This is a genomic window from Bacillus sp. SRL337 (assembly GCF_984799155.1).
The window spans coordinates 4,021,505-4,035,753 of the sequence record NZ_OZ481793.1 but is presented as its reverse complement, the minus strand read 5'-3'; the positions used below and the strand labels follow the sequence as shown (position 1 = coordinate 4,035,753).

The window sequence follows — 14,249 nt, the reverse complement described above, 5'->3', positions numbered from 1 at the left end:
AATATGATGGAAGAACTAATAAAGGATAATATTAACTTTCTAAGAGAGTATCTACCAAAGTTGATTGCTGCTATAGAAAATGAAGTTGATTTGTTAATAAAAAATGATGAGACGTTAGCCTTTGAATTGTTTAAGAACATTGTTGAAGGTTTAGGATGGACGATAAGGTCATTAAGGGGTATGGAGAACCTAGGATTTGTTAACGATATAAATATCAATGAAATGAACAAAGTTCTTCGTGAATCAGAAGATGCTTTTCGAAGAAAGGATTTTGTTCTATTAGCTGATTTGTTGCAATATGAAGTTGCAGAGATATTGATTTCGTGGCAAGAACAATTAGATAATTTAAATGGAGAAAAGTCTTGAAATGTGAAGTCATAGAAACTCGAACAGATCCAACTGTAAGGGTGACAATTGAAAACGATTCATTTTATTTACATAGTAGATATGATCCTATTAGGGAAGCCTATAAGTGGGTAAGTGGAATTGAAGCTGAGAAAAAGAACCAATCAAATATAGTTGTTGTAGGAATGGGCGCTGGACACCATATCAGAGTACTGTTGTCTGAAGTTGATGTTGAAAAAATAGTTGTATTTGATTTTAATGAGAATTACACTGAGTGGTTATTCAAAAGTGGGTTGATAGATGATTTGAAATCAAATGAAAAAATTGATTACCACTCAATAAATAGTAAAGGTGGATTTGAAAAATTCATTTCATATTTAGATGAAAATATCATAATTTATCAACCAACTTTAAAACTTTTCCCTGATCATTATAAAAATATCCAAGAAAAATTTGAAAATTATTTACTTCACGAGCGTACATTAGTAGATCAAAAACATCAATTTCATGAAAATTTTTCTCTGAATAAAAGTTTAAATGATCCGGGAATAACAAATTTTAAAAGACCAGATAACAATTTAATGATATTAGTCTCAGCTGGTCCATCTTTAACCAAGCAATTGCCATTGTTAAAAAAGGCATCATTAAGCCAGCGGTTTACCATTGGGGCAGTAGGTACAGCCTACAAACCCCTTATGAAGGCGGGGGTAGTTCCTGATTTTGTAATGATTTCGGACCCAAAGGAAGCCATGGTTCAACAGTTTTCAGGTTATGAAACTGCAAATTCCACTCTTCTTTATTTATGTACAGCTAATAATAGTGCAGTAAATAATTTTCAAGGACAGCGATATATATTATGGCAAGATGGATTTGAACTAGCTGAGAAAGAAGCAAATAAAAGAGGCGAACCATTATTACATACAGGAGGTTCAGTTGCTACCGGTTTATTAGATGTAATGGTCTATTTAGGAGCTAAGAAAATTGCATTAATAGGTCAAGATTTAGCGTTCACCTATGGAGAGAGCCATGCAGATGACACTCATGGAAAGAGAAAATTAGTAGATTCAGCATTCCTTAGAAAAAGACAAAATTACTATCAAAATGGAGAAGTCTATACTTCGAAGAATCTTTCAATTTATTTAGATTGGTTTGAAAAATATATAATTGGAAAAAGTAATCTGGAATTTTGGAATTGCACCGAGGGAGGGGTTTATATTAATGGATGGAAGCATGAGGATTTTAAAACTTACCTAAGACAGTTCTAATATTTTTGGTGAAGGGTGACATTCTTTGATTAGGAGTTTCAAGGATAACTCATAATCAAGAATGTCATTTTCTATTCCCTTACACTTAGGTGTTTAATGAAAAATTTATAAATGCAACATTTTCATAAGGAAATGAGATTTGATTATATTTAAAATAGCTCACGACGCCATAAACTATCGTTTAGGTTTACCCGATATATGATATAGGTTTTTTTGAGTAAAGGCAATTATTTTTTTCTGAGTATAAATAATTGGTGAATATAAAAATATAAATTGTCAACTCAAGTCGAACACGGCAAGAAATTCATGAATACCTCAAATGGCGTATTATAATTGAGCACTTTCCGGGGGACCTGGTTAAACGTCAAGAGAAAGTCCATAATGTCCTTCTGGGTCATCCGGCTGAAATCAGTTCCTTTTGGGTATGTGCGCCTAATGCGGCCGTTGCTATTTTCATTGGTACCACGCTGACCTGGTTTGCCGGGATCCGAGAAGTAAAAGGGAACTTCCAGCCCTTTCTCCACTTCTTCCCAAAGATGAAATTCCTTGCCACGGTCTGCGGTGATGGACTTCACCACTTTTTTAGGCAAGTTTTTCAACACATGGATGATGGACTGGGCGGTTTCACTCGCCGTTTTTGCTGACAGTTTATAGATAATCTCAAACCGGCTGGTACGTTCGGTCAACGTGAGAATCTGACTTTTGTGCGACTTGCCAATGACTGTATCGACTTCCCAATGCCCGACTTGGCTTCGAGGCGCACTACGAGCATGAATTTTTTTAAGACGGGGCATCTTGCCTCGCGTTTCCGTCATGTTGTTTTTTAACTTCCGCCCTTTTCGAATCAGAAGCTTTTGGGACAGCTTAAACAGACCGAGGGCAGCGTACCGGTAAATGCTTGATACACTGATTGGAAAAGGGTTCTTATGCATTTTACAATACCGGCCTACAATGCTTTCAGGCGACCAGCCTAGCTTAAGTTTGGTCAAAATATAGTCAATATCTTCTTGATGGACCGTGCGTCTAGAACCGCAGTTTTCCCTCTTGGCATCGTAGTCGAGCTGAGCCTGCAGGGCATTATAAGGTTTACAGCGTTTTAGCTCGTAATGAATGGTGCTTTTGCTTCTTTTCAACTGTGAGGCAATGTAAGACAGCGATTTCTTTTCCAGGCAATAACTTTCGATTAATACACGTTCCTGTGGTACGATATGGGTATAGCTCATTTGGGAACACTCCTTAGTTGATTGGCGTTAACTATTGTGTACCCACTTGAGCTATTTTAATTTACGAGCCGTTCGACTTAATATGATAATCTACAAAATAAAAAAAAAACATACCAGGAAAAACACTAAATTTATCTACATGATAATGGAAAGTGTTGGGCGTTTACTGCTTAGAGCAGAACGTGAGAAAATAAAATAAATTAATTGCATAAAGGAATGAGAACATGACATTAACTAATAAAGTAGTTTTGATTACAGGTGGTACAGGTTCTTTTGGTAAAAATTTTGTTAAGGAAGCACTTAAGCGAAATGTTAAGAAAATTATAGTTTTTAGTAGAGATGAGTTAAAGCAATTTGAAATGGCTCAAGAAATAAATGACAAGAGGATAAGGTTTTTCATTGGTGATGTCCGAGATAAAGAAAGACTATATAGAGCTTTTGACGGCGTGGACATAGTGATACATGCTGCTGCTTTAAAGCATGTTGGAGCATGCGAGTATAATCCTTTTGAAGCAGTAAAAACAAACATATATGGAGCTCAGAATATAATAGAAGCTGCAATTGACCGCCAAGTAAAAAGGGTTATCGCTTTGAGCACGGATAAAGCGGCTGCACCTATTAATTTATATGGTGCTACAAAACTTGCTTCTGATAAATTATTTGTTGCGGCCAATTCATATGTTGGTGAAAAAGATACACGATTTTCGGTAGTTAGATATGGAAATGTTGTGGGGAGTCGTGGAAGTGTTGTTCCTTTCTTTAAGAAAATGGCTATAACGGGTGAATTACCAATTACGGATGACAAGATGACACGTTTCTGGATTACATTGGATCAAGGGGTTCAGTTTGTTATTGATAGCTTGGAGCGAATGAGTGGTGGTGAAATATTCGTTCCGAAAATTCCAAGTATGAAAGTGACTGACCTTGCAAAGGCAATTGGACCCAATTGCAATATTAAAAACGTAGGAATTCGTCCTGGCGAAAAGCTACATGAGGCAATGGTTACAGAAGATGATGCGAGACGGACATTAGAGTTTAGTCATTATTATGTAATAACTCCTGAATTTCCATGGTGGGCAAATGAATTTAACGAAGAAGGCAAGAAACTGCCAGAGGGCTTTAGATATACTAGTGATGCAAATAATCACTGGTTAACTATTGATGAATTAAAATCATTAGTAGAAGAAGTATAATCATTTCTTCTTTTTTTAGGGGTGGAAATTATGCAGAGGACATCGTTGTTACCATATGGAAGACAGTGGATTGATAATGATGATATTGAAGAAGTTATAACAGTTCTAAAAGGAGATTATTTAACAACTGGCCCTTATATTGAACAATTTGAAAAAGCAGTAGCTAATTATGTTGGGGCCAAATATGCTGTTGCCTTTTCTAGCGGGACAGCAGCTTTACATGGTGCTTGTTTTGCAGCAGGGATTGGCCAAGGTGATGAAGTAATTACAACACCAATGACTTTTGCTGCAACAGCGAATTGTGTGTTGTATCAAGGAGCAAAGCCAGTCTTTTGCGACATTGATGAGAGAACCTATAATATAGATCCTCTATTAATAGAAAGACACATAACAGAGAGGACAAAAGCAATTATTCCTGTTAATTTTGCTGGTCAACCAGTTAACCTAGGTGCTGTATATCAAATTGCTAAAAAATATAACTTACCTGTAATTGAAGACGCTGCTCATGCATTAGGTGCATCATATTGGGGAGATAAAACTGGTTCCCTTAGTGATATGACAATGTTTAGTTTTCATCCTGTAAAACATATTACGGCGGGTGAAGGTGGAATGATTACCACAAACCACAAGGAACTTTATCAAAAACTTATTCAGTTCCGTTCCCATGGTATAACTAGAAATGTGTCTAGTAAGGAAGCCTGGTTTTATGAAATGGAATTTTTAGGATTTAATTATAGAATGACAGATATACAAGCTGCTCTAGGTAATAGTCAATTGAAAAAATTGGATAGCTTTATAGAAATAAGAACTAAATATGTGAATCTTTATAATAAAGCGTTTAAAGATATAGAGGAAATAATTACACCTTACCAAGAGGAGGGAAGTACTTCTAGTTGGCACTTATATGTAATCAGACTAAACCCCAATCATTTGTCAGTGGATCGTAAAGTAATTTTTAATGATTTACATGCTCAAAATATAGGGGTTAATGTACACTATATTCCTGTTTACTACCATCCATATTACCAACAATTAGGCTATGATAAAGGGTTATGTCCTAAAGCAGAAATTTTATATGAGAATATTATTACCCTTCCTTTATTTCCAGCTATGACCACTAAGGATGTAAATGATGTCATAATTGCTGTATTAAATACTGTTGAAAAATATAGAAAGAAGTGAAAAAAATGAAGGTTGCAGCCATAATTCAGGCCAGAATGGGGTCAACTAGATTACCAGGGAAGGTATTAAAGACTGTATTAGGTAAATCACTATTAGAATATCAAATTGAGAGAGTGAAAAAATCAGAAGAGGTTACTGAGATTATTGTTGCTACTACTATCGATAAACAAGATGATTCAATAGTAAAATTATGTGAAGAAAATTCTATCACGTATTATAGAGGTTCAGTAGATGATGTATTATCTAGGTATTTCGAGGCTGCTCAGAAATACAATGTGGATGTAATTGTGCGTCTAACTTCTGATTGCCCACTTATTGACTATAGAATCATTGATGAAGTAGTAAAAGTGTTTGCTTCTGGTAATTTTGATTATGTATCAAACTCGGTTGATAATTCATACCCAAGGGGCATGGATGTAGAAGTTTTTTCGTATGCCGTATTAAAAATAGCACAAAAAAATGCTAACAAACGATGCGAAAAAGAACATGTAACTCCATATATATATAATGAAAATAATCATTTTAAGTTAAAATTTATTTTTAACGATGAGAATCACAGTAATTATCGCCTTACTGTTGATACGCAAGAAGATTACACATTAATAAAATCACTATTGGAAAGATTAGTACCAGAAGAAGGTTATGAGTATACTCTTAGCGATATAATAACTGTATTAAAAAACAATCCACATCTCAGTCAAATAAACTCAAAAATTACTCAGAAAAGTATGTGTGAACAATGAATATAGCCATAAGAACTGATTCATCTCTAAATATTGGTTCTGGCCATGTAATGCGTACTCTAACGTTAGCTGAGGAGTTAAAGCGGACAGGGAATAATGTCACTTTCATTTGTAGAAGGTTAAACGGGAACTTAATTACACATATAAAGAAACGTGGCTATGGAGTTAAAGAATTGACAGCCCCTATTAATCATTTTGAGGTAATGAGTTCAAGAGATTGGTTAGAGATTAATTGGGAAAATGATGCGAAAGAGACAATTTCAATGATATCAGAAATGGCAGAAGTCGATCTCCTAATTATTGATCATTATGGAATAGATATTAAATGGGAAAGTCTTGTAAGATCTTATGTTAAACGATTATTCGTAATAGATGACTTAGCAAACAGAGTCCATAAATGTGACATTTTATTAGATCAGAATTTTTTCAAGAATGAAAAGAGATATGACCCTTTAATACCTAAGAATTGTATGACCCTATTAGGACCCAAATATGCACTCTTAAGGAGTGAATTTAAAAATACTCAACTTCTGAAAACTGCAAAAAAAGAAAGTGTTATAAGGGAAATTTTTGTTTATTTTGGTGGTGTCGATCTAACTAATGAAACAGATAAGGTATTAAGTGCATTTCAAAGGTTACCGAATTCAAATAAATATAAAGTGCATGTGGTTTTGGGATATGCTAATCCTCATATTGAAACAATTAAAAAGAAATATAAGAAGGATAAAAGGTTTATTCTTTACACAAATGTTGAAAATATGGCGCAGTTAATGAGTAGTTGTGATTTAGCAGTAGGTGCAGGCGGAAGCACTACCTGGGAAAGATGTTGTGTAGGGTTATTTAGTATAGTAGTACCAATTGCTGAAAACCAAGTAAAACCTATGAAGGAATTAGAACAGTTAGGTATATTTTATATGTTAGTGAATCCAACTATTATAGATTATATAGCAACAATTGGTAGAGTATTAAATATGGATAAGAAAAACATTAATGAAATGATTAACATTGGTAAAAAATTATTTGATGGAAATGGAACAAGAAGAATCGTGGATTTTCTACATCAGGAGGAAAATTTATAGTTATGAACATTAAAGAACATTACAGGAAACTGTTTAACAAATATGGAGACACATATCTCTCTGCTCAATGGTCTAGTAAAGAAACACAAGAGAAAAGGTTTCAAATTCTAACAGAAATTGATGATATTCAAAATTCAAAAATATTAGATTTTGGATGTGGTACGGCATCCTTAGCATCTTATTTAAATGACCAATCTGTCAAGGTTAACTATACAGGTGTAGATATAGTTGAAGAAATGATTAACTGTGCGAAATTAAAATTTCCCGAACATATATTTTTGTTAGAAGAACAACTAGGTGAGAACATCTATGATTATATTTTTATAAGCGGTGTCTTTAATAATAAAACTAATAATAATATGGATTTTTATAAAGAAACATTACAAAGACTTGCTTCTAATGCGTCTAAAGGGATAGCATTTAATATGTTGAGTTCTTATGTTGATTATTATGATAAGGGATTATTCTATGAAAAGCCTGAAAATGTTATTAAGTTTGTAAAAGATAACATATCACCCTATATCACTATAAGAAATGAATATCAATTAAAAAAAGATACAATACCGTTTGAATTTACTGTTTATATTTATTTCAAATAATTAGGTGGTTATTTTATGAAATGTGCAATTATGCAGCCAACTTACTTACCTTGGACAGGTTACTTTAATTTATTAAATTCTGTGGACTGTTTTATCTTTTTAGATGATGTTCAATTTAATAAAAGATCTTGGCAACAAAGAAATAGAATACTCTTGGATTGTAAAGAAAAATACTTGACCGTTCCTGTAAAGACTAAAGGAAAGAGTAATCAGTTAATAAACGAAGTTATAATTGATTATAGTCAAGAGTGGATCAAGGATCATATCCAAACAATCCAAGGTTCATATGGAAGGCATTTACATGGACGCGAAGTAATTGATATTATTAGAAGTAGTCTTGAAAAAAAACACTCACATCTTTCTGAATTAAATAAAGATTTAATCAAACAACTAATAGGACATTTAAATATAAAAACTGAATTAATGGTAAGCAGTGAGATTCCTGTTACAGGTGCTAAATCAGAATATTTGCTTAATATATGTAAATATTTAGGGGTTAGCGAATATATTAGTGCCAATGGTTCAAAAGAGTATATTGAAAAAGAAGGGCTTTTTCGTGATTCATCGGTTAAACTTACCTATCAAAACTATGAATTTAAAGAGTATATACAACAAAGTAATCACGCTTTTACTCCTTTTCTTTCTATTATTGATTTAATTGCAAATGTAGGCTTTTCCTCAGCTGAGTATTATATTAATTAGAAATATATATAATAAATAAAATGTTGGAAATTTTTATACAGGAGAAGAATATGAAAAATATAGTTGTAGTTGGTGGCGGTATAGTTGGAATTGTGTGCTCAATATTATTAAAAAAACAAGGGTATGAAGTTTATTTAATTGAACAAGCCAAATCTTTGGGTGGTCTCCTAACGTCCAAAAACTATGAAAATGGATATTCCTTCGATTATGGTACTCATATACCAAGAGAAACAGGTCTTGCAGAGTTAGATAGTATACTATATGGCTCTCTAAATCTAAATGAATGGAATGTATATCCCTACTTAAAAGTAGGAAATTTTTTCGGAGGACATTTGAATAAGGATAGTCAATTTATTGACACTACAAAGTTGAATGATGAAATTTTTTATCGTGGATTTTCCGAATTGATTGGTACTAAAATCAGTTCTAATACATATTCATCTGCAGAAGAATATTTAAAGAACTTTTTCGGTGAAACTTTTACTAAACATGTTTTCACTCCAATCTTAGAAAAATTTTATGGGGAAAAACTAAGTAATTTACAATTAACTGCACACTTATTAATTGGGCTAAATAGATTAATCTGTGGTGATAAATTCACAACTGATACTTTAAAAAGTATTGATTTTTATAATGAAAAGTTGGCTTTCACAAGTTATTTACAAGGTATATCTCCATATAAAAGTTTCTATCCAAAAAGAAATGGGATTAGCGAATGGACTAACCAACTAGTGAAAACGGTTAGAGATATGAATATACACATAATGGATAACACTTCTATAAAAAAAATCGAACATGATAACCAAAGGATTAAAAATGTAATACTAAGGAATGATACTACACTCCAATGTGATTATTTAATCTATACAGTGTCCCCAATTTCTCTAATAAAGGTGAGTAATCTTAAGTATAAATTTGATGATCCACCAAAAATGAGGTCGGTAAAGTTTTTTAATTTTGTTTTTAAATCCCCATTTTTAATAGGAAACCATTATATTTATTGCCATGACACATCACTAAAGTCATATAGAGTTACTCTATACCCAAACTTGAATAATACTAAACTTGAGAACAGGTCGTATAATAATTGTACTGTGGAAGTTATAGGGAGCTATGAGGAATTAAATGAGATTACCACTAAAGAGATTCATCAGGAATTAATAAAAATGGGAATAATATCTAAAGAAAACCATTTAGTTTTTGAGGATTCGAGCATATTGAAAAATGGTTTTCCAGTCTTAACAACTAATTTGATTGAGCCAACCAATAGATTAGAGGAATTTCTAAATCAATCATTTATCAATATGAAAACTCTGGGTAAATCAAGTGGTAAGAGCTTTTTTATGGAAGATTCTTTAACAACGGCATATTGGGAACTTAAGAAGGCTATGCTAATTTGATATAAACTTTAAATGAGGGGGAGCTATCAATGGCTGCTATAAGGATTGGTGAAAAATATATAAGTGATTCAAATAAACCTTTTATTATTGCGGAGATGTCTGGAAATCATAATAAGTCACTTGAGCGTGCGTTGAAAATAGTTGATCTTGCAGCAGAAGCAGGGGCGGATGCAGTGAAATTACAGACATACACTCCTGATACAATGACATTGAATTTGAGTACGAACGAGTTCTTTATTGAAAGTGAGTCTAATCTATGGAAAGGACAATCACTCTACGAATTATATAACGAAGCATATACTCCTTGGGAATGGCATGAACCAATCTTTAATAGGTGTAAAAAGCACGGGATGGTAGCTTTCAGTTCCCCCTTTGATGAAACAGCAATTGATTTTCTGGAAACGCTTGATGTACCAGCATACAAAATTGCTTCCTTTGAAAACGTTGATATACCACTGATCAAAAAGGTAGCTTCAACAGGAAAACCTGTTATAATTTCAACAGGTATGGCTACTGTGGCAGAAATAGATGAGGCTGTAAGGGCGGTCAAATCCCAAGGGAATGAGCAGTTAATTTTACTGAAGTGCACCAGTACATATCCTGCATCACCAGAAAGTTCAAACATATTAACGATTCCTCACATGAAAAACTTGTTTCAAACACAAGTAGGATTATCAGATCACACTATGGGCGTTGGTGCTGCGATTGCAGCTGTTACACTTGGTGCTGTAGTAATAGAGAAGCATTTGACAATCGAACGTGCAGAAGGAGGGGTCGATTCATCCTTCTCTTTAGAGCCAAGAGAACTAAAAGTATTGGTTGAGGAAACTGAGAGAGCCTGGAGAAGTCGTGGTATAATCCATTATGGTCCAACAAAAGCAGAAGAGGAATCTCTTCGATATCGTCGTTCTCTCTATATAAAAGAAGATTTACGGGCTGGTGAACAATTAACAAAAAAAAATATAGGTATTATCCGTCCAGGTCTAGGTCTCCCCCCTAAGTATTTAGAATTATTAATGGGCAAAACCATAAAAAGAGATGTATCAAAAGGAACGCCACTTGATTGGAATCATATATTGTGATCATACATAAATGAACAGTTCAATATATTATTTAGGTTAAAAGTTCTTATGTCCCATAAGTTGTTACGTGGCTACTGTTTGAATAAAATAAAATGTTATCTTCATAACTAGCCCAAAATAATATGTTCAGAGAACATCATTGCCGATTGAATATACATCCATTTATAGGTAATATAGTAATATAGTAAAAAAGAAAAACTAAAGTGTATTGAATGTGACTTAATAAAAAACCACCCATTATGAAGAGGGCACTGAAAAAGTCCAATAAAGATCTAAAAGGCAGAATCGCTCACTTAAAAGAGCGATTCTGCCTTTTTCACTTCAGGTTTCACGAATTAGTGTTGATTTCCGTTCCAGGTGCACGACTCCGCGGGGCGGGCGTTGAGCGTCCTCGGCTTCGCCTGAAGGGTCTCACCTGTCCCGCTAGTCCAGCAGGAGATCGTGCACCTTCCACTCCAATCAACATTGAGAAAAAAGAACACTACCCGCTAATAAAGCCTTACTTTATAATAGAACTAACAATATTAAGTGGGTGGTTTCCAGTGATTCAACAACAACAAACAATGATGTTCAGTAAGTATATGGACCTTTTGTAAACGCTAAATGTGTAATGCAATAGAAAAGTGCAGAAGAATGCAATGGAAAGTACAGAAGCTTGCCAGCCTTCCTTTTTGTATTTATTTTTGCCGTGATAGTGCATTCGAAACCCTAAAACTATCCCCTGTAAAATTTAAAATATGTGCGTGATGGATGACTCGATCGACGAGCGCCGCTGTTAGCCGGGGATCACTGAACACGCGATTCCATTGGCTGAATTCCAAGTTTGACGTGATGATGAGACTCGTTTGCTCGTACCAATCCGAAATGAGCTGAAAGAGAAGCTCCGCCCCTTCTTTGCTAAAAGGCACGTACCCCATCTCATCCAAGATGACCAAATCCACTTTTTTGAATCGGTTTCGGAACTGTCCCCATTTCCCTTCGGCCCATGCTTTTTCCAAGACCTCTGCGAGGTCTGAAACCCGATAGAACCGCACTTCAAAACCCTTTCGACACGCTTCATGACCCATCGCGGTGGCCAGATGCGTTTTGCCAAGTCCGGTGGATCCCGTGAAGATCAGGTTCTCTTTTCGTTCGATGAAGTGAAGCTTGACGAGTTCTTCTGAATCGAGCTGATGCGGGAAATGAATTTTTTCACTCCACTCAAAAGACGTAAGCGTCTTTTCCTGCATGAATTTCGCTTTCTTGATCAGCCGCGTTGCTTTCGCTTCTTCCCGCAGCTCCAACTCCTTGTTCAGAAGGGCCTCCACAAATTGCGCACTATTTTCAAAGGCGATGGATCCATAAATGTCGGCGACATGCGCCAGCCGCAGGCTCTTACACATCTGTTTCAGTTCACTGGTCATTCTGTCACACCTCCAGCGGGGCTAGGGGATTGAAGCCGATCATAAATCGACCAGTCTACATCGAATGGGTGACCGGCCGGCTCTTTCATCTCCAAGGTCTGTTCACTTAACAGCTCATAGAACCGTTCACTGATTTCTTCCATGTCATGTAGCACAAGTGTGGCAATAAGCCATCTCATGCGCTCTTTGCGAATAGCGAGATCCGTGATCGCCAGGTATTTCCGTATGCGTCCCGGCAAATAAGGGGCAAAACGGGAGTAGGGAACGGCTCGTGCTTACTGAGCCAAGCACGTAAAATGCCTGCCCAAGGAATCTTCCGATTCCGATGCATATATGGCCGAAAATCATCATACAGAATCTCTCCATGAGGAGAGACGACTTTGAACCGGTCCCAGTATTTGATGACGGACAGCTGTGAAAAGTTAGCGCCTTTCGGTATGTATATGCACACTTGATCGACAAGGATTTCGCCATACTTATTCGCTTTCGCCTTCTCTTCCTTGAACACGGAATATTCTTCTTCAGGCAAAGCGAGAAGGTACTGAGACTCCTCTTCCAATAGCTCTTTGATTGGCACCTGTTTCTTGTAATGAATGCGTTCGCGATCCTTTTCCAATTGGTCTTTAAGCAGGTCCGTCAGATGATCCAGGTTTTCGATGACGGGCGCCGGCGTAATAAAATTGTAGCGGACATATCCTACTTTGTTTTCTACATTTCCTTTTTCGTAGCCAGCTGCCGGATTGCACGCCTGTGGCTCAAATCCGTAGTGATTGGCGAAGCGGAGGAACTCATCTGTAAAGACGGCCTCTTCATGACGACCGCGTGGCCGGATGACAGCGGCTTTCAGGTTATCAATGCGAATTTTCCGTGGGACTTCTCCCAATTGATTAAAAATCATCTTCATTCCCTGTAGGAAACATTCTTGGTTCTCGCCTGGCAATGGAATTGCGTAAGCGGCGTTACTGAAAGGAAGTGACAAGACGAGTGCGTGAACATCCACATACTTTCCTTCTTTCACCGCCTCCATCAACCCGAAATCCAACTGCGCTTCACCCGGCGGGTGTTCCAGTCGTTCCGCGTTCTTGTCCCGTGTCTCTTCTTCCAGATCTTCCCGACCTTCGCGCCACTCCTTGATGAAATAGCAGACGGTCCGGTATGAGCCTGGAAACTCCATAGCTTTCAAATCCTGAAACATCTTTTTGTTGGTCCGCCGCTGCTTTTTCTTCAATTTTTCATCTTCCCACAGCCAATCGGCTACAATTTCGCCCCATTGTTCCTCGTGCATCATGCCTTCTTTTTTAACTGCCTTCTCCTTCGGCAAATCCTCGCCGTCGGCATACTTTTTCGCCGTGCGCCAGTTAATCCCTAGCGTTTTATGGATTGCATTGATAGATAATGATTTCTGATTCCGTAAAACTTTGATACAATTTACTTCAGACATTGCCAGCATTCCTTTCAACCTCCACCTTATTGATTCGACACCAATTACGGTAGAGAGATTTTGGAAGACTGGCAAGTCTTTTTTTTGTGCCTTCGCACAGTGCAGCGTTATGTACTTTTTCGTTTCATAACTCTGTACTTCTATTTTGCACTACACACGCTAAACTAAAGTTAACACTTTTTGCTCAATAAAAATGAACACTATATCCCCTTGTAAACGATAAACTAGAATTAACAGTTTTCCACAAATAAGGCTAAACAGATTGTTAATGACGCTCTATAATGTCCTGTAACTGACGGCTCTTTTTGTCCTACACTTGACGGATTTATTGCCACTTAATGATACAGAATGAGTATTGCGGACAGATTGAGCCATCAGTGCGGAGATTTGAGCCACTATTTGCGGGCAACTGAGCCATTAAGTGCGATGGTGAGAGCCACTCGTATTAATGTAGCTAATAATATAAACAACCACTGGAACTTCACTGGCTCCAATGGTTGTTTATATTATTATTTGAATCTCTTATCTCTCAATTCCTGATCAATAATCTCAATAGCCCAACGAACTAATTCATCCTGATCTATCAAATGCA

Annotated in this window: 14 protein-coding genes; 10 read left to right on the top strand and 4 right to left on the bottom strand. The window is 36.1% G+C overall.

Going from position 1 to position 14,249, the window contains the following annotated elements:
• The first annotated feature begins 3 nt into the window (after positions 1-3).
• Both AC4E8A_RS20385 and AC4E8A_RS20380 read left to right on the top strand, forming a co-directional pair.
• Positions 4-366, top strand: a complete 363-nt coding sequence (locus AC4E8A_RS20385) for a DUF8042 domain-containing protein (protein WP_490195611.1) — start codon at positions 4-6, stop codon at positions 364-366.
• A complete protein-coding gene (locus AC4E8A_RS20380; protein WP_490195610.1) occupies positions 363-1,610 on the top strand; it encodes a motility associated factor glycosyltransferase family protein in 1,248 nt (415 codons plus the stop codon). The genes AC4E8A_RS20385 and AC4E8A_RS20380 overlap by 4 nt, the downstream gene beginning before the upstream one ends.
• Positions 1,611-1,891: 281 nt before the next feature.
• On the opposite strand, the gene AC4E8A_RS20375 is transcribed toward AC4E8A_RS20380, so the two are convergent.
• Positions 1,892-2,833 (bottom strand): IS30 family transposase, encoded by a 942-nt coding sequence (locus tag AC4E8A_RS20375; RefSeq protein WP_490193931.1) that lies wholly within the window; start codon positions 2,831-2,833, stop codon positions 1,892-1,894.
• Between the two features lie 224 nt (positions 2,834-3,057).
• Here AC4E8A_RS20375 and pseB point away from each other — a divergent pair, with 224 nt between their 5' ends.
• Genes pseB through pseI form a run of 8 tightly spaced genes read left to right on the top strand, consistent with a single transcriptional unit; the run spans position 3,058 to position 10,813 of the window.
• Positions 3,058-4,026 carry a UDP-N-acetylglucosamine 4,6-dehydratase (inverting) gene (gene pseB, locus AC4E8A_RS20370; RefSeq protein WP_490195609.1) on the top strand — a complete coding sequence of 323 codons (969 nt, stop codon included), beginning with the start codon at positions 3,058-3,060 and terminating at the stop codon, positions 4,024-4,026.
• Between the two features lie 30 nt (positions 4,027-4,056).
• Positions 4,057-5,208, top strand: a complete 1,152-nt coding sequence (gene pseC, locus AC4E8A_RS20365; RefSeq protein WP_490195608.1) for a UDP-4-amino-4,6-dideoxy-N-acetyl-beta-L-altrosamine transaminase — start codon at positions 4,057-4,059, stop codon at positions 5,206-5,208.
• Between the two features lie 5 nt (positions 5,209-5,213).
• Positions 5,214-5,951 (top strand): cytidylyltransferase domain-containing protein, encoded by a 738-nt coding sequence (locus tag AC4E8A_RS20360; protein WP_490195607.1) that lies wholly within the window; start codon positions 5,214-5,216, stop codon positions 5,949-5,951.
• Positions 5,948-7,030 (top strand): UDP-2,4-diacetamido-2,4,6-trideoxy-beta-L-altropyranose hydrolase, encoded by a 1,083-nt coding sequence (gene pseG, locus AC4E8A_RS20355; protein ID WP_490195606.1) that lies wholly within the window; start codon positions 5,948-5,950, stop codon positions 7,028-7,030. Before AC4E8A_RS20360 ends, pseG begins: the two co-directional genes overlap by 4 nt.
• Before the next feature lie 2 nt (positions 7,031-7,032).
• On the top strand, positions 7,033-7,629 hold the full coding sequence (locus AC4E8A_RS20350; protein WP_490195605.1) for a methyltransferase: 597 nt from the start codon (positions 7,033-7,035) through the stop codon (positions 7,627-7,629).
• A gap of 15 nt (positions 7,630-7,644) precedes the next feature.
• Positions 7,645-8,331 carry a WbqC family protein gene (locus tag AC4E8A_RS20345; RefSeq protein WP_490195604.1) on the top strand — a complete coding sequence of 229 codons (687 nt, stop codon included), beginning with the start codon at positions 7,645-7,647 and terminating at the stop codon, positions 8,329-8,331.
• Positions 8,332-8,351: 20 nt separating this feature from the next.
• Positions 8,352-9,731 (top strand): NAD(P)-binding protein, encoded by a 1,380-nt coding sequence (locus AC4E8A_RS20340; protein WP_490195603.1) that lies wholly within the window; start codon positions 8,352-8,354, stop codon positions 9,729-9,731.
• Between the two features lie 29 nt (positions 9,732-9,760).
• Positions 9,761-10,813, top strand: a complete 1,053-nt coding sequence (gene pseI, locus AC4E8A_RS20335) for a pseudaminic acid synthase (RefSeq protein ID WP_490195602.1) — start codon at positions 9,761-9,763, stop codon at positions 10,811-10,813.
• A gap of 677 nt (positions 10,814-11,490) precedes the next feature.
• Here pseI and istB read toward each other — a convergent pair.
• Genes istB through istA form a run of 3 tightly spaced genes read right to left on the bottom strand, consistent with a single transcriptional unit; the run spans position 11,491 to position 13,666 of the window.
• Positions 11,491-12,216, bottom strand: a complete 726-nt coding sequence (istB, locus tag AC4E8A_RS20330) for an IS21-like element helper ATPase IstB (protein ID WP_490195601.1) — start codon at positions 12,214-12,216, stop codon at positions 11,491-11,493.
• The gene (locus tag AC4E8A_RS20325) at positions 12,213-12,395 is read right to left on the bottom strand and encodes a hypothetical protein (RefSeq protein ID WP_490195600.1); all 183 of its coding nucleotides are present in this window, start codon (positions 12,393-12,395) and stop codon (positions 12,213-12,215) included. Before AC4E8A_RS20325 ends, istB begins: the two co-directional genes overlap by 4 nt.
• Positions 12,392-13,666, bottom strand: a complete 1,275-nt coding sequence (gene istA, locus AC4E8A_RS20320; RefSeq protein ID WP_490195599.1) for an IS21 family transposase — start codon at positions 13,664-13,666, stop codon at positions 12,392-12,394. The genes AC4E8A_RS20325 and istA overlap by 4 nt, the downstream gene beginning before the upstream one ends.
• Positions 13,667-14,249 lie beyond the last annotated feature (583 nt).